The organism is Stenotrophomonas sp. S39, from assembly GCF_016624665.1.
Lineage (GTDB): Bacteria > Pseudomonadota > Gammaproteobacteria > Xanthomonadales > Xanthomonadaceae > Stenotrophomonas.
The window spans coordinates 1-16,291 of sequence record NZ_JACVTT010000047.1 but is presented as its reverse complement, the minus strand read 5'-3'; the positions used below and the strand labels follow the sequence as shown (position 1 = coordinate 16,291).

Annotated in this window: 12 protein-coding genes; 3 read left to right on the top strand and 9 right to left on the bottom strand. The window is 68.7% G+C overall.

Going from position 1 to position 16,291, the window contains the following annotated elements; all coding sequences use genetic code 11:
• Nucleotides 1-37 precede the first annotated feature (37 nt).
• From IAE41_RS13235 to IAE41_RS13220, 4 genes are all read right to left on the bottom strand, one after another.
• Nucleotides 38-1,687: a Na+/H+ antiporter gene (locus tag IAE41_RS13235; RefSeq protein ID WP_079220478.1), complete on the bottom strand. Its 1,650-nt coding sequence runs from the start codon at nucleotides 1,685-1,687 to the stop codon at nucleotides 38-40.
• 109 nt (nucleotides 1,688-1,796) lie between these two features.
• Nucleotides 1,797-2,450, bottom strand: coding sequence for a phospholipase (locus IAE41_RS13230; protein ID WP_200733430.1), 654 nt, complete (start codon nucleotides 2,448-2,450; stop codon nucleotides 1,797-1,799).
• Nucleotides 2,447-3,253 carry a class III extradiol ring-cleavage dioxygenase gene (locus tag IAE41_RS13225; protein WP_200733429.1) on the bottom strand — a complete coding sequence of 269 codons (807 nt, stop codon included), beginning with the start codon at nucleotides 3,251-3,253 and terminating at the stop codon, nucleotides 2,447-2,449. The genes IAE41_RS13230 and IAE41_RS13225 overlap by 4 nt, the downstream gene beginning before the upstream one ends.
• Nucleotides 3,254-3,284: 31 nt before the next feature.
• The gene (locus IAE41_RS13220; RefSeq protein ID WP_079220475.1) at nucleotides 3,285-3,695 is read right to left on the bottom strand and encodes a DoxX family protein; all 411 of its coding nucleotides are present in this window, start codon (nucleotides 3,693-3,695) and stop codon (nucleotides 3,285-3,287) included.
• A 95-nt stretch (nucleotides 3,696-3,790) separates the two neighbouring features.
• Between IAE41_RS13220 and IAE41_RS13215 the strand changes: the two genes are divergently transcribed.
• Nucleotides 3,791-4,672: a LysR family transcriptional regulator gene (locus IAE41_RS13215; RefSeq protein WP_200733428.1), complete on the top strand. Its 882-nt coding sequence runs from the start codon at nucleotides 3,791-3,793 to the stop codon at nucleotides 4,670-4,672.
• A 91-nt stretch (nucleotides 4,673-4,763) separates the two neighbouring features.
• On the opposite strand, the gene IAE41_RS13210 is transcribed toward IAE41_RS13215, so the two are convergent.
• Nucleotides 4,764-7,715: an EAL domain-containing protein gene (locus IAE41_RS13210; RefSeq protein ID WP_234458520.1), complete on the bottom strand. Its 2,952-nt coding sequence runs from the start codon at nucleotides 7,713-7,715 to the stop codon at nucleotides 4,764-4,766.
• Between the two features lie 288 nt (nucleotides 7,716-8,003).
• Here IAE41_RS13210 and IAE41_RS13205 point away from each other — a divergent pair, with 288 nt between their 5' ends.
• Nucleotides 8,004-10,115 (top strand): M13 family metallopeptidase, encoded by a 2,112-nt coding sequence (locus tag IAE41_RS13205; RefSeq protein ID WP_079220473.1) that lies wholly within the window; start codon nucleotides 8,004-8,006, stop codon nucleotides 10,113-10,115.
• A gap of 231 nt (nucleotides 10,116-10,346) precedes the next feature.
• Here IAE41_RS13205 and IAE41_RS13200 read toward each other — a convergent pair whose 3' ends face one another.
• On the bottom strand, nucleotides 10,347-11,273 hold the full coding sequence (locus IAE41_RS13200; RefSeq protein ID WP_200733426.1) for an oxygenase MpaB family protein: 927 nt from the start codon (nucleotides 11,271-11,273) through the stop codon (nucleotides 10,347-10,349).
• A 309-nt stretch (nucleotides 11,274-11,582) separates the two neighbouring features.
• On the opposite strand from IAE41_RS13200, the gene IAE41_RS13195 reads away from it, so the two are divergent.
• Nucleotides 11,583-12,197 carry a hypothetical protein gene (locus IAE41_RS13195; RefSeq protein ID WP_079220468.1) on the top strand — a complete coding sequence of 205 codons (615 nt, stop codon included), beginning with the start codon at nucleotides 11,583-11,585 and terminating at the stop codon, nucleotides 12,195-12,197.
• A 74-nt stretch (nucleotides 12,198-12,271) separates the two neighbouring features.
• Here IAE41_RS13195 and IAE41_RS13190 read toward each other — a convergent pair whose 3' ends face one another.
• The 3 genes from IAE41_RS13190 to IAE41_RS13180 form a co-directional block, all read right to left on the bottom strand.
• Nucleotides 12,272-13,039, bottom strand: coding sequence for a LytTR family DNA-binding domain-containing protein (locus tag IAE41_RS13190; RefSeq protein ID WP_200733425.1), 768 nt, complete (start codon nucleotides 13,037-13,039; stop codon nucleotides 12,272-12,274).
• On the bottom strand, nucleotides 13,029-14,288 hold the full coding sequence (locus tag IAE41_RS13185; protein ID WP_079220466.1) for a histidine kinase: 1,260 nt from the start codon (nucleotides 14,286-14,288) through the stop codon (nucleotides 13,029-13,031). The genes IAE41_RS13190 and IAE41_RS13185 overlap by 11 nt, the downstream gene beginning before the upstream one ends.
• A gap of 188 nt (nucleotides 14,289-14,476) precedes the next feature.
• The gene (locus IAE41_RS13180) at nucleotides 14,477-16,126 is read right to left on the bottom strand and encodes a M28 family metallopeptidase (RefSeq protein WP_200733424.1); all 1,650 of its coding nucleotides are present in this window, start codon (nucleotides 16,124-16,126) and stop codon (nucleotides 14,477-14,479) included.
• Nucleotides 16,127-16,291: the final 165 nt, after the last annotated feature.

Here is a 16,291-nt window from a genome sequence, read left to right as displayed (position 1 = left end):
GAGCAGCCGAGCACGGGCTCGGCTCTACATTCCAGGGTCAATCGCGCTTGCGCGATTCCAGCAGGTCCAGGTTGCGGATCAGGCGCCGCGAGATCTCATCGGAGATCACCCCGCGCCGGGTCAGGCGGAACAGCTCCTCGCGCTCGGCGTTCAGGCCGGCACTGCGCAGCTGGCGGTAGCCCTGCTCCATCCGGTTGACCTTCTCCGGGTCCACGTCGGGGCCATCGCTGTCCTTTTCCAGATGGCGCTGGTACAGCAGGCTGACCCGCGAGGCAGCATCGTTGTACAGCTGCACGTTCTCGGTGTTCTGGTTCATCACCAGCTGCTGGCGCATGCGCTCCACGCCGGCCAGCGCGGCCTTGGAGGACAGCTTGCGGGCCAGGTCCTCTTCCTTGCGTTCGCCCGAATCGGCCGGCAGCTGCAGGCCCTTCAGCAGCTGCGGCAGCGCCACGCTGGCGCCGACCAGCGAGAACAGGATGACCGCCGCCGCCAGGAAGATGACCAGGTCACGCGCCGGGAAGGCGCTGCCATCGGGCAGGAACAGCGGCAGCGTCAGCACGCCGGCCAGGGTGATGGCACCGCGCACACCGGCCACCGAGGTCGCCACCACGATGCGCCAGTTCGGCGCCTCGCCCCGCTCCAGGCCGCGGCGGCGCGCGCGCAGCAGGTTCCAGCGCAGCGACAGCCACACCCACAGCAGGCGCAGCGCGATCAGCGTGGCGTTGATGACCAGCACGTACACCAGCAGCCACCAGGCACTCTGGTGGCCAGTCTCGTTCATGGTGGTGGTGGCGCGCTCGACGATGCCCGGCAACTGCTCGCCCAGCAGCACGAACATGATGCCGTTGAAGCTGAACTGCAGCATGTTCCAGACCCCGGCGCGCTGCACGCGCATGCTGCCCGACACGCGGCCGGTCAGCTCGACGTAGCTCATCGCGATGCCGGCGGCGACCGCAGCAAGAATGCCCGAGGCATGGATCTCTTCGGCCAGCAGGTAGGCCGCGAACGGGATCAGCAGGTTGACCAGCATCGCCGCGCCGGGCTCTTCGCCGAAGCGGCGCCACAGCCAGCGCTGGAACGTGGACACGCCCAGGGTGACCGCCACGCCCACTGCCAGGCCGGCCACGGCCACCCACAGGAAGGTGAGCGAGGCGGTGGCCAGCGAGAAGCTGCCGGTCATCACCGCGGCCACGGCGAAGCGGAAGCAGACCAGGCCGGACGCATCGTTGAGCAGCGATTCGCCTTCGAGGATGTGCATCAGGCGCTTGGGAATGGGCGCCTTGGCGGCGATCGCCCCCACCGCCACCGGGTCGGTGGGCGAGACGATGGCGGCCAGCGCGAAGCACACGGCCAGCGGCATCACCGGAATCATCCAGTGGATCAGCAGGCCGGCGCCGATGACGGTGAACACCACCAGGCCGAAGGCCAGTTCGAGGATCGCGCCTTTATCGCGGAACAGGCCCTGCTTGGGAATGCGCCAGCCATCGAGGAACAGCAGCGGCGGCAGGAACAGCAGGAAGAACACTTCCGGTTCCAGCGCATGGCCGCGGTTGAACACGCCGGCAATGACCGCGCCCAGCGCGATCTGCACCAGCGGCAGGGGCAACGAGAATGGCAGGACGCGAACCAGGTAACCGCTGGCGACAACGGCTACCAGCATCGCCAGGACGACTTCGATGGTGTGCATGCTTCTTCCAGGAAGCGGCGCGTGGGGCCGGAAAAAACCGGTGTGCGCCGGAGACTGGAAAAAAGTTAACACAGCAGGCCGTCGCTGCGGCCCGCTGTGTGAATGCGCGTCAGGGCAGCGACAGCAAACGCTGCTGGATCCAGCCGTTGATGTCCCGCTGCATGTCCGCCGACAGCGTGTGGCCAACCGGGTAGCCACGCAGCTGGTGGGCCACGCCCAGCGCCTGCAGGCGCTGCGCGGCCGACTCGGCCAGTGCATACGGCAGCTTGTCATCGGCATGGCCGTGCACCAGCAATCCGTCCAGCCCGGCAGCGGCGATATCGGCCGGCACGTGCGGCGCGATCTCCGGCAGGATGCGCCCGCACAGCACGCCGAACGACTTCACCCGCTGCGGCTGGGTCAGGGCCACGCTGGCACTCATGATGCCGCCCTGGCTGAAGCCGGCCAGCACGGTCTGCCGCGCGCCGACACCCAGCCGCTGCTGCTGCGCCGCCAACCACTCGCCCAGCAGCAGGCGCGACTGCTCGGCCTGGGCCGGGTCGATCACCGGCCCCTGCGCGCCGAAGCGCACGGTGAACCAGCCGAACGCCTGCGGCCCGAACACCAGCGGCGCGCGCGGCAGCAGCACGTGCAGGCGTGGGTCCAGCGCCTGCGCCAGGCCGGCCAGCGACTGCTCGTTGCTGCCCACGCCATGCAGCAGCACCACCAGCCCCTGGGCCGCGCCCTGCGCGGGCCGCTCCAGCATCGGCAGCACCACGCTCATGCGGCCACCGCGGCGGCGCTGCCATCGAAACGATAGATGTCCATCGCCAGCATGCCGGCGTCGATGCCGGCATCGATGCGCTGCGCGCCGAAGCCACCCTCGCCCGCCGCGCCCATCGCGAAGTACAGCGGCAGCAGGTGTTCATCGGTGGGATGCGCGCGCTCGGCGAACGGCGCCTGGCGGCGATAGTCGAACAGCGCGCCGCGGTCATCGGCGGCCAGGCGCTGCTCCACCCATTCGATGAAGGGGCGCACGTACGGCGCTTCCTTGCCGTCCTGGTAATCGCGCCAGTCGTGCAGGTTGTGGGTGATGCTGCCCGAACCGATCAGCAGCACGCCCTGCTCGCGCAGCGGTGCCAGCGCGCGGCCCAGCGCGTACTGGTGCTGCGGGCCGAGCATCGGCTGGATCGACACCGGCACCACCGGAATGTCGGCCTGCGGGCGCAGCAGGCGCAGCGGTACCCAGGCACCGTGGTCGAGGCCGCGCTGCGGATCGATGGCCACCGGCAGGCCGGCGGCGGCGATGCGGCCAGCCACCTCTTCGGCCAGCGCCGGGTCACCCGGGGCCGGGTACTGCAGTTCGAACAGCTCGCGCGGGAAGCCGCCGAAATCGTGGATGGTGGGCGGCTGCGGATGCGTGCCCACCAGCGGCTGGCTGGCCAGCCAGTGCGCCGAGGCGATGACGATCGCGCGCGGCGTCGGCAGGTCGCGGGCCAGCTCGGCCAGGCGCACGCCGACTTGGCCCGGATGCAGGGCGGTCATCGGCGAACCATGGGAGATGTACAGCGAAGGCAGGCGGGACATGGAAACCTCCAGGAATTCTTTCAGGGGGCAATCAGCGCGAACGCAGGGTCCAGCGGCCATCGCCCAGCAGGAACAGCACGACCAAGGCCAGTGCCCAGAACGCCGGGTATTCCCAGCCTCCGCCACTGTTGGCGAAGCTGAATCCATTGGCGCCGTGCACGCTGGCGATGGTGCCCAGCAGCAGCGGCACGCCCAGCAGGCCGATCCAGCGCGCGTAGATGCCCAGCAGCAGGGCAGTGGCCAGGCCAAGTTCGGCAACGATGGTGAAATAGCCCAGCGCACCGGGCAGGCCCAGCGACTGGAAGTAGGCCGCCGTGCCAGCCGGGGTGAACACCAGCAGCTTGGTCAGGCCGTGGGCCAGGAACAGGCCGCCCAGCGCCAGCCGCAGCAGGGTGGCGGCATAGGGAGCGAGCGGTGACAACGAGCGGGAAGGGGCAGACATGGCGGGCACCTCGGAAGGAGTGAGCACAGCTTATTGCGCTCGCCACCGTCGATAAATACGATGATCCGACCGTATTTGTTTCAAAAGGCGAAACAATGGACACCCTGGATGCGATGCGTGTGTTCGTGGCGGTGGTCGAGCGCAATGGCTTCAGTGCCGCCGCCCAGGCGCTGGACATGTCCACGGCCGGGGTGACCCGGCAGGTGGCCGCGCTGGAAAAGCGCCTGTCCACCCGCCTGCTCCACCGCACCACGCGGCGGGTCAGCCCCACCAGCGCGGGCGCGGCCTACTACGCGCAGTGCGTGCGCCTGCTGGCCGAGTTCGATGCGCTGGAAGCGAGCATCGGCGCCCAGGCGCTGGAGCCTTCGGGCATGCTGCGCATCAACGCGCCGGTCAGCTGGGGCATCGCCCGCCTCGGGCCGCTGCTGGCCGGCTACCGCCAGCGCTTCCCGCAGGTGGAGCTGGACCTGGCGCTGTCCGACCGCCTGGTGGACATGGTGGAAGAAGGCTACGACGTGGCCATCCGCATCACCCGCGAACCGAGCCCGGCGCTGATCGCGCGGCGGCTGGGCCAGGCCCGCATCACCCTGTGTGCTGCGCCGTCCTACCTGGCCGCGCGTGGCACGCCGCGCACCCCGCAGGACCTCGAACAGCACGACTGCCTCGGCTACAGCTACTGGGCCTCGGGCAACCAGTGGCCGCTGCAGGGGCCCGGCGGCGAAACGCGGGTGACGGTGAACAGCATCCTGCAGGCCAACAACGGCGATGTGCTGCGCGAAGCGGCCATCGCCGGGATGGGCGTGATCCTGCAGCCGGATTTCCTGCTGGAGGACGCGCTGGCCGACGGCCGCCTGGTGCGCTTGCTGCCCGAGTGGGACGTGCCCGCTATCGGCATCTTCGCCGTGTACACCAGCCGCAGCCACCTGGCGCCGAAGGTGCGCAGCTTCATCGATTACCTGGTGGATGCGGGGGTGTAGCGAGGCGTGGCGTCTGCCGGCCAGCGGCCGGCACTACCGTCATGTTCCGGCCTGGTAGTGCCGGCCGCTGGCCGGCAGATACGAATCCCGATCAGGCGACGACTTCATCCAGCGAATCGATGATCTTTTCCAGCGGCGCCGGCCGCCCCAGCAGGTAGCCCTGCACCTGGTCGCAGCCGTGCGCGGCCAGCCAGTTCAGCTGGCCCGGGGTTTCCACGCCCTCGGCGATGATGGTCAGCCCCATGCTGTGGCCCAGCGACAGCAGCGCGCGGCAGATCGAGGCGTTGCGCGGATTGGTTTCCACATCGGCGACGAAGCTGCGGTCGATCTTCAGGATGTCCAGCGGCAGGTGCTGCAGGTAGGACATGCTGGAATAGCCGGTGCCGAAATCATCCAGCGACACGCAGATGCCCTGCTCGTGCAGGCGCTGCATGGTCTGCATCGCCTGCGCCGGCTTGCGCATCAGGCTGCTCTCGGTCAGCTCCACGTGCAGTGCGCCGCGGGCCAGGCCGAACTCCTTCTGCGCGCGGGTGAACTCGGCCACCAGATCGCTGTTGAAGAACTGCACCGCCGAGACATTCACCGCGATCGACAGCTCGCCCCAGCCCGCGTCCACCAGGCGCCGCTGCGCCTGTGCGGCCGCGCGGATCACCCAGCGCCCCAGCGCCAGGATCAGCCCGGTGTCCTCGCACAGCTGGATGAACTCGCTGGGCGGAATGAAGCTGCCGTCGGCCTGCGGCCAGCGCAGCAGGGCCTCCAGCGCCGCCGGGCTGCCATCGCTGGCATGGCGGATCGGCTGGAAATACAGCTGGAATTCGTTGTCGATGGCGGCATGGATGCGCGCGGCCAGGCGCAGGCGGTCGGCCAGGCGGGTGGTCACCGCGGTGTCGAACCACGCCACCACGTTGCCTTCGGCGCGCGCGGCATGCGCGGCCTGCGCGGCCATGCCGATCACCTGTTCGGCACTGTGGCCATCGCCCACCGCATGCACGGCCACGCCGATGCGCGGCTCGAACTGGTGCAGGGAATCCTTGCCGCGCATCGGCGCCGAGACGATCTGCAGCAGGTCGTCCAGCGCACGCTGTGCGGTGTGCTCGCCGCCGATGGCCAGCACGAAATCCTCGGCCGGCTGGAAGGCCAGCGTGCCGAAGCGCGCGCCCAGCCCGCCCAGGCGCAGGGCCATCGACTGCAGCACCGCATCGCCGATCTCGCGGCCCAGCGTATCGGCCACCAGCTGCAGGCCGCGCAGCTGCACGTAGGCGATGGTGTAGGCGCCTTCCTGCGCGTCCAGCTGCTCGGTCAGCGCGCGCACGGTCAGCAGGCCGGTATCCGGGTTGTGCCGCGCGCGGTAGGCCAGGTCGCGCTCGTAGGCCAGCCGCTCGCTGACATCCTCGGCCAGCACCAGGCAGGCTGGCTGGCCGTCGAAATCCAGCTTGGACAGGTGCGTGCGCACTTCAAACACGCTGCCGTCGCGGCGCCGGTGCATGCGCACGGTGGCATCCTGCATTTCGCCCACGCGGGCCCGCGCGATCGCACCCTTCACCTCGTCCCAGCCTTCGCGCGGGCGGATGTCGAGGATGCTCATCGCCAGGAATTCCTCGCGGCTGTAGCCGTACTGCAGTACCGCCGCGTGGTTGACCTCGAGGAAGCGCAGGGTGTCCGGGTCGAACACCCAGAACGGTGCCGGGTTGCGGTCGAACAACAGGCGGAAGCGGCGCTCGGCCTGGCTCATCTGTTCGCGCGCGCGGTAGCGCTCGGTCTGGTCGGTCAGCGCGCCGATCATGCGCCGCTGGCGGTCGGCCACTTCCACCCGCTGGCCGCGCGCAGCCACCCAGCGCACCTGGCCACCGGGCAGCACCAGGCGGAATTCCTCGTCCAGCACTTCATCGCCGGCAAACGCCTGGTTGAATGCGCGCTGCAGGCGCTCGCTGTCCTCGTGGTGCACGCGGTTGAAGAACTCGGCCACCGGCATGGCGTCGGTGTGCAGGCCGAAAATCTCGCGGGCCAGCGGCGACCAGTGCAGCAGCGCCGCATCCTCATCCACGTGCCAGGTGCAGACCCGTCCGGCGTGGTGGGCCAGGCCCAGCTCGGCGTGGCCGGTACGCAGCTCCTCGGCCATCGACTGATGGCTGCGGGTACTGCGGCGTATTGCATACAGCAGCACCAGCAGCACGCCGGTGTAGGCCAGCATGATGGCCACCGCCGCCTGCAGGTACGGCCACCACGGCGCCAGCACGTCCTGGTCGGCCAGCCCCACCTGCACCGCCAGCGGACTGCGTTCCAGCGTGCTGATGGTGGAAATCCGCGCAATGCCATCCACCACGCCAGGGATGCTGCCCAGTTCGACCACCGCCTGGTGGCCGACAAGATCGCGGCTGGGCAGCACGTAGCGATGGCCCACGGTGGAGGCCGGCTCGGGCACCCGCGCGAGCATGAAGCCCTGGCCGTCGCTGATCGACACCAGGCCGCGCGGGCCGACGTCCAGGCCGCCGACGATGCGCTGCAGCTCCTCGCAGCGCAGGCGCGCCAGCAACCAGCGGTCGCCCGCCATCGGCAGGGCCAGCGGCACCACCCAGCTGCCATCGATGGCCTGCTGCGGCGGGCCGAGATACAGCGCGCTGCCCTGCCCGCGCCGCTGCGGGTCGATCCACAGCGGCAGCTGCAGGTCGCCCTTGCCGGCAGTCAGCGCGCGGCCGTAGGTATCGAGCACGACGATGCTGTGCAGTTCGGCGTGGCGGCCCAGTACACCGTCGATGGACGCATCCAGCAGTGCGGGCGCCTGCGCCGGCACGCGGCGGAACAGTTCGGCGGCATCGGCGGCGATACCGCTCATGGCCCGTTCCAGGTTGCGCAGTTCCATCGCCAGCAGCCGCTCGGTGCCCACGGCCATGGCCCGGCTCTGCCGCTGCGCGGCTTCCAGCCTGCGCTGGTAATCGTTGGCCAGCATCACCCCCAGCACCACCGCCAGCAGCACGCCCACGGCAATGCCGCCCCAGGTGATGGCACGCAGTGGCCGGGCCAGGGCGCGCTTCAACGCCGGCATCGGTCGATGTTCCCTGTGCAGACGGCTGGCTTCATGCGCGAACGATTCCTCCACATCCCCGACCAGAGCGGCCGCAGATCGGCATTCTTGACGCCTGGGTCTGTCCGGCACGCCATCTTCCCCATGGCTGCGCCGGTATCCAGCCTGCAGCATGCACCACGCCGATGACGGCGTGAAGATCGGCGGCGCGTGTTCAGCCAGATCGGGCACAGCACGGCCCCCGCAGCAGAGCGTCCAGCACGCGCGCAGGGGATTAGACTTGGGGTTTTCCCGCCGCAAGAGAAGTCCATGTCCAAGCTGCGCCGTCCCACCCTGGCGCTGGCCATCGTCGCCAGCCTGTCCCTGGCCGCCTGCGACCGCCCGGCCGAACCGGCCGCCGGCACCCCCGCACCGGCCGACGCCACCCCTGCCCCGGCCAAGCCGATGCTGGGCAGCTTCGGCTTCGATGCCAGCGGCATGGACCGCAGCATCGCCGCCGGCGACGACTTCTTCGGCTTCGCCAACGGCACCTGGGTGAAGAACACCGAGATTCCGGCCGACCGCTCGCGCTTTGGCAGCTTCAACGTCATCGCCGAAAAGACCCAGGCCGATACCCGTGCGATCCTCGAGGGCGCGGCCGGCAATGCGCAGGCCAGCGGCGATGACAAGCTGATCGGCGATTACTACGCCGCGTTCATGGATGAGGCCGGCATCGAGAAGCGCGGCCTGGCCCCGGTGCAGCCGCAGCTGGCAGCGATCAGCGGCATCACCGACAAGGCGGGCCTGGCACGCGCGCTGGGCGGCGACATGCGTGCCGACGTCGACCTGCTCAACGCCACCAACTTCTACACCGACCGCCTGTTCGGCCTGTGGGTGTCGGTGGACATGCTGCAGCCGGACCGCAACGCGCCGTACCTGGTGCAGGGCGGCCTGGGCATGCCCGACCGTGATTTCTACCTGGGCGATGGTCGCATGGCCGAACTGCGCAAGCAGTACCAGGCCTACATCGCGCAGGTGCTGCAGCTGGCCGGCGTGGCCGATCCGGCCGGCAAGGCGCAGCGCATCCTCGCGCTGGAAACGAAGATCGCCCAGGCCCACGCCAGCCAGGAAGAAACCAACAACGTGACCCTGGGCGCCAACCCGTGGACCCAGGCGGACTTCAACGCCAAGGCACCGGGCATGGACTGGGCGGCGTTCCTGGACGCGGCCAAGCTGGGCCAGCAGCAGGACTTCATCGTGTGGCAGCCCAAGGCCGTGGCCGGCCTGTCGCGGCTGGTGGCCACCGAGCCGCTGGACGCATGGAAGGACTACATGGCCTTCCACGCGCTCGACCGCGCCGCCGCCTACCTGCCGAAGACGTTCGCCGATGCCCGCTTCGCCTTCCATGGCACTGCACTGAGCGGCACCCCGCAGCAGAGCGACCGCTGGAAGCGTGCGGTGGACGATGCCAACCACGCCGTCGGCGAAGCCATCGGCAAGCGTTACGTGGAAAAGCACTTCGACGCCAAGACCAAGGAACGCGCGGACGAAATGGCGAAGAACATCATCGCCGCCTTCGCCAAGCGCATCGACGCCCTGGCCTGGATGTCGCCGCAGACCAAGGCACACGCCAAGGCCAAGGTGGCCGGCCTGACCGTGGGCATGGGCTACCCGGACACGTGGCGCGACTACACCGGCCTGGAGATCCGCCGTGACGACCCGCTGGGCAATGCGCAGCGCGCCGAGCAGTTCGAGTACGCGCGCAACGTCGCCAAGCTGGGCAAGCCGGTCGACCACAACGAGTGGGCGATGCTGCCGCAGACCATCAACGCGATGAACGTGCCGCTGGAAAACCGCCTGGTGTTCCCGGCCGCGATCCTGCAGCCGCCGTTCTTCGATGGCGCCGCCGACGACGCGGTGAACTACGGCGCCATCGGCGCAGTGATCGGCCACGAGATCAGCCATGGCTTCGACAACGCCGGCGCGCTGTTCGATGAAACCGGCAAGCTGCACAACTGGTGGACGGCCGAAGACCTCAAGCAGTTCAACGCTGCCGGTGATGCACTGGCCGCGCAGTTCAGCAGCTACGAGCCGTTCCCCGGCGTGCACGTCAACGGCAAGCTGACCCTAGGCGAGAACATCGCCGACGTGGCCGGCCTGGGCACCGCCTACGACGCTTACCAGATGTCGCTGCAGGGCAAGCCGGGCCAGACCCTGGAAGGCTTCACCCCCGACCAGCGTTTCTTCCTCGGCTTCGCCCAGGCATGGCGCAGCAAGAGCCGCGAACAGGCCCTGCGCAACGGCCTGCTGACCGACGTGCACGCCCCCGGCCAGTACCGTGCGCTGACCGTGCGCAACATCGATGCGTGGTACCCGGCCTTTGAAGTGAAGGAAGGCCAGAAGCTGTACCTGGCCCCGGACAAGCGGGTCAAGGTGTGGTGATGTAACGCGAACGGGCGCCGCAAGGCGCCCGTTTTTTCATGGGATGCGGCGTGCCATCCACGCAAGGCGTGGATCTACGGTAGAGGCCAACCTTGGTTGGCGCTTTCCGCCATCCACGCATGGCGTGGATCTACTGCTGCGCGGCATGGATCCGTAGATCCACGCCATGCGTGGATACGCAGCATCGATCGTGCCAGTAGATCCACGCCATGCGTGGATGCGCGCGATGGATCACCCCCCGGCCGGCCACTCGCGCAGCACGTCCACCGACACACCCACGCGTGCGCACGCGCGCGTGGCCAGGCCATCGGGCAACGCGCGGCGGAACAGCGGTGCCATGCCCTGCATCAGCCTGGCCGACGCGGCTGCCTGCGTGCGCTGGCCGGCACTGCGTTCCAGCATCGCCTCGGCCCAATCGGGCAGCAGCGCGGCCCCGGCCCCCAGGAACACCGCGCGTGACAAGCCCGGAATCGGCACCGGCAGATTGACCGTCGACAGCACTGCCAGCACTTCGCGCGAACGCGCATCGGCCAGCAGCTCCGGTTGCCGCGCGCAGAAGTAAGCCGCCACTTCCGCCTCGCTGCGCGGCACGTCCACCGCACCCAGGGCCTCTGCAACGCAGCGGTATTCGTCGTAGTAGCGGTCGGCGATCACCTCCGGCACGTCGCGCCCGTAGCGGCGATAGCCCTGCAGGAAGCCGAACGCCTCGGTCACGTGCACCCACGTCAGCAGGTGCGGATCGTCGGCGGCATAGGGCTCGCCCTGCGCCGTGCGGCCGCGGATCTGCGCATGGATGCGACGCACCTTGGCCACCAGTTTTTCCACTTCCCCTGCAGGTGCGTAGCTGGTGCCGGCGACGAAGGCCGTAGTCCGGCGCAGGCGGCCGACCAGGTCCTGGCGGAAGTTGGAATGGTCGTACACGCCGGCCAGCGCGCGCGGGTGCAGGGTCTGCAGCATCAACGCGCACAGGCCGCCGGCCAGCATCGAGGGCAGCTCGGCGTGCATGCGCCAGGTCACGCTGTCCGGGCCGAACCAGCCCGGGTCGCCCAGCGGGTGGTCGTAGTCGATGCCGCTCTGGCCGCGCGGGAAGGCATCAAGCACCCAGCGCCGGATCGGCGCGGTGACGGGGCGGGAAAGGCGGTGCAGCAGCGGCGGCATCTTCGGTCCAGGCGGTGGTGGAATCGGCCGCGGTCTGCGCGGTCAGCCTCGATTCTGGGCGATCACGGCGGATGCGGCGAGCCTGGCGGGTCAGCCGGAGTTTCATGTGCGGCCGCAGCACATTTCACCCTGCGACATCTTGACGCAGGCGCCGAGCGCGATGATGCGCCGCAGCAACATTCACCCATTCAGACAAAACCCTTACGCCCCTAGGCATTTCACCCATTGCACGGCCCGCTGGAAGTGCTAGAACTGAATCCGCCACACCGTCCAATGCTGATCGACGCACGTTCCACAAGGGAGCCAGCCATGATTGCTTTGTTCAAGGGTTTGGGACTACTGCTTCGCGACAACGAGCTCTACCACAGCCCGTTCGACAAACAGGTCGCGCACTGGCGCAACCTGAGCGAGCAGCAGATCCGCGATGAAGTGGCGGTGCTGGCCCAGGCCAAGTGCCAATGGCTGATTGCCTCGATCATCGGCTGGCAGGCGGCGTCCCTGCTCATCCTCGGCCTGATCGCCAACTACCTCTGGCGCGACGATTACCACATCACCTTCACTCGCGTGGTCGTGGTGTTCGGTTCGTGGGTGTCGATCCTGTTCGTGATCTGGTTCATGGCCAACATGTTCGACCAGCAGGCCGGTTTCGAGCGCTGGATGAAGGCGTTCAACAGCCGCGCGCGCATCACGTCCAAGGCCGACAGCGTCGAGTGCGTGGCCGAGGCGCTGGACCTGGCCGAGCACTACCCGGAAGTGCTGGACTACAAGCAGGCCGTCACCTCCAGGCGCGAGCTGCGCCACGAGGACATCCGCATCATGACCGAGATCGGGCGCATGCGGCAGCACTCCGAACTGGTCGGCCGGCTCAACCATGTCGGCGAGACCGAACACCACCACGATCTGACCCTGCAGCCAGCGTACTGATACCGGCGCACCGATCCAGGGAAGTGGGGGGAGCCACAATGCCACCGTGCACAGTCACGGTGGCATTGTTCTTTCTACATGCCGCGGAACAGGCTCATGAACGGCTGGCTGACCACCAGCGTCTCCGGCCGCTGGCGCAGGCGCAGCACGCCGCGGCCAGTGTCATCGCGGCTGACCGCCGCCACCGCCTTCATGTTGACGATGGTCGAACGGTGCACCTGGCGGAAGTGCTGCGGGTCGAGCACTTCCAGCAGTTCGCGCAGCGGCGTGCGCAGCAGGCTTTCGCCGGCGCTGGTGACCACCGTGGTGTACTTGTTGTCGGCGCGGAAATAGACCACGTCCTCGAGCATGATCAACTGCGTGTCACGGCCGTTGCTGGCGGTGATCCAGGCCAGCGGCGGGCGGTCGGCCGCCTGTGAGGGGCCCAGGCGCTGCAGCAGGCGTTCCAGCACCGCGTCGTCCTGGCGCGTGTTGGGCAGGCGCGAAAGGACGCGCTCGCGGGTGGCCAGCAGGCGCTCGTCGCTGACCGGCTTCAGCAGGTAATCCATCGCGCCCTGCTCGAACGCATCGATGGCGTACTGGTCATAGGCGGTGACGAACACCACCTGCGTGCGCGGGCTCAGTTCGGACAGCGCGCGGGCCACTTCGATGCCGCTGATGCCGGGCATGCGGATATCCAGGAAGGCAATGTCCGGCTGCTTCTCGGCCAGCTGTTCCAGCGCACTGGCGCCGTCCTCGCATTCGGCCACCAGCTTCAGCTCCGGCCACAACCGGCCCAGTTGTTCCACCAGCGACTGCCGCAGCAGTTCCTCGTCTTCGGCGATCAGGGCTTCAAGCGGCATGGCTGCGTTCCTTGGCCGGCTGCGGCAGGGTCATGGTGGCGGCCACGCCGCTGGGGAAATTGGCGACGATCGCCACGCCCGCCTGCTCGCCGCAGGTCAGGCGCAGGCGCTCGCGCAGGTTCTTCAGGCCGATGCCGGTGCCACTGGTGCCCTGGCCGAAGCCCAGGCCGTCGTCGGCCACGGTCACCGTCACGTGGTCGTCGAAACCACGCGCCAGGATCCAGATCGTGCCGCCGCCGGGCTTGGGTTCCAGGCCATGCTTGATCGCGTTTTCCACCAGCGTCTGCAGCGCCATCGCGGGCATGTGCACGCCGTGCAGCTCGTTGGGCACCTGCACTTCCACCGCCAGCCGCGCGCCCATGCGGATGCGCAGGATTTCCAGGTAGGCGCGGGTGCGCTCCAGCTCCACGCCCAGCGTGGACACCGATTCATCCACCTGCGGCAGGGAACTGCGCAGGTACTGGATGAGGTGGCCGAGCATCTGTTCGGCACGGCCCGGATCGGTGCGCGTGAGCACCTGCGCGTTGGCCAGGGTGTTGTAGAGGAAGTGCGGTTCCACCTGCGCGTGCAGCAGGTTCAGGCGGGCCACCGACAGTTCCTTTTCCACCTGGGTCTGTTCGGCGGCGGCCTGCTCGTCGCGGCGCTGGTCGGCCACCCGGCGGGTGATCGCACGGGTGACCGCTTCGGCGTTCTCGAAGTTGCTGCCCTCATCCAGCGCCAGCAGATCGGCCCACCAGCCGGCATCGGGTTCGAACAGCAGGGTGACCGTGCTGGTGCCCTGCCCCGGGGTGACCGTGGCCTGCACGCTGTTGCGCTTGATGGCCAGCCGCGCCGGCAGGTTCCAGCGCGACGGCTGGCGGCCATTCCACGGATCGACGCGGCGCACGTAGGCGCGCACCTGCAGGCTGCCGGCGGCGCTTTCCACGTCTTCCACCCGTGGCAGTTCGGCCACGGCGGCCTCGACCAGGGCAAAGGCCGGGCCGGCATCCAGCGGTACCTCGATCTGGCGGCGCTGGTGCCCGGACAGGGTGCTGCCGTCCAGCCGCCCCGCGATCAGCCATACCCGGCGCACATGGGTGATGGCACTGCCCAGTGCGCTGATCATCAGGAACATCGCCAGCAGGCCGAAGATCCAGCCCGGGCCGTCGTTCATGCCGCTGAAGATGCCGCTCCAGACCATGCCGGCCACCAGCAGTGCGACGGCCCAGGCCAACAGGTGACGGAGGATGAGAGTGAAGCTGGCGATCACGGCGGCGCCTTGGAGGAAGGGGGTGAGCCGAGCATAGGCCGGCCCACCGGGCAAACAAGCGGCCTGCGACGAAGCCCCGGAAAGCGGGGATGGAAGCGGTTCTGGTAGTGCCGGCCGCTGGCCGGCTTCCCGTCATCTTCGCAAGCCTCGCAGGAATGCCGGCCAGCGGCCGGCACTACCGGTCCTTCTTATCTGCGCTGGTCGGCGCTGCTGTCACGCACGGCGCGGAACGACTCGTCGGTGCTCCAGTTCGGCCAGCTGCGCGCGTTGGCCAGCTGGTTGCCCAGCGTATAGAGCACTTCCAGGTCGCGCGCGGCACCGGCAAACACCCAGTCCGGCTGCCACTCGTCGCCCTGCTGGTGGTAGCGCTTGGCGGTGTAATCCTCCGAGGCCTTCCTGCCAGCGGCCACGCCACCGTCCACCCAGTCCTGGCCGGCCGACCAGGACAGCGCCGGCACGCCACGCTTGGCGAACGAGAAGTGGTCGGAACGGAAGAACAGGCCCGCTTCCGGCTTCGGGTCGGGGGTGTAGCGGATGTCCCAGCCCTTGGCGACGTCCTTCAGCTGGTCCAGCAGTTCGAAGCGCGCGGTGCCATAGATGCCGAAATCGCGCGACGGGCCGAACGGTGCCATGCCATCCATGTTGATCGCCGCCACCGTGGTTTCCAGCGGGTACAGCGGGTGGGTGGCGTAGTACTCCGAACCCAGCAGGCCCTTTTCCTCGGCGGTCACCGCCAGGAACAGCAGCGAGCGTTGCGGGCGTGGGCCCTTGGCGAAGCCGCGGGCCAGCTCGATCAGCGAGGCGGTGCCGCTGGCGTTGTCCAGCGCGCCGTTGAAGATGCGGTCGCCGCGTGCATCCGGTTCGCCCACGCCGATGTGGTCCCAGTGCGCGCTGTAGATGATGGTCTCGTCCGGGTGGCTGCTGCCCTCCAGGCGTGCGGCCACGTTGTGCGAAGTGATCACCTCGGTCTTCACTGCGTACTTCGCATCCAGGCTGGCGCCGGTCAGCGCCACCGGGGTGAAGTCGCGCTGCTGCGCCTTCTTCTTCAGCGCCTCGAAATCCTGCCCGGCCGCGCGGAACAGCTCGACGGCCAGGTCACGCTGGATCCAGCCTTCCAGCAGCGGGTGGGTCTCGGCCGGGTTGTCGCGCACCACGTCGAACATGGTGTTGGTGTTGGAGCCGGCCACGGTGGCCCAGCCGTAGGACGCCGGTGCGGTTTCGTGCACGATCAGCACGCCGAGTGCGCCCTGGCGTGCGCCCTCTTCGTACTTGTACGGCCAGCGCCCGTACCAGGTCATGCCCTTGCCGTCGAAGTCGCCCTTGCCGGTCTCGAAGTCCGGATCGTTGATCAGCACGACGGCGATCTTGCCCTTCAGGTCCACGCCCTTGAAGTCATCCCAGTTGCGCTCCGGTGCCTTCACGCCGTAGCCGAGGAAGACCAGCGGCGCCTTGCTGATGTCGACGTCGGTGGCGCCGTTCATGGCCGCGCGCACGGCGATCTGCTTGCCCTGGTCGAGGGTGAGGGTCTTGCCGCCCTGGTGCAGGGCCAGCTGCGGGGTACCGACGATGTCGCCCTTGCGCAGCGGCACCGCCTGGGTCCACAGGCGCTGCCCGTCCTTCAGGTCACCGCCCGGCTGCAGGCCGGCGGCGGCAAACTGCTTGCTGAGGTAGGCAATGGTCTTCTCTTCGCCCGCGGTGGCCGGCGAACGGCCTTCGTAGGCGTCGGAGGCCAGCTCCTTGACGTCGGCGGAGATCCGCGCGCCGTCGAATTTCGGCGTGGCGGCCATCAGTGCGCTCGACACCGACAGGGCCAGGACGCCCAGTACTGCTCGTTTCATTGCTCTCTCCAGCAGGAAAATCCTTCCGGAGTGTAATGGGATTCGGCAGGGTTGCGCCCTGCACCTGCAGAGGCCAGAGCCGAAGCAACAGCAACAGCTAGCTTCCTGAGGATAGGCGGGGTGGGTCCGGTTGCGGGGGACGCTGCAAGTACGTCCATGTAAGCT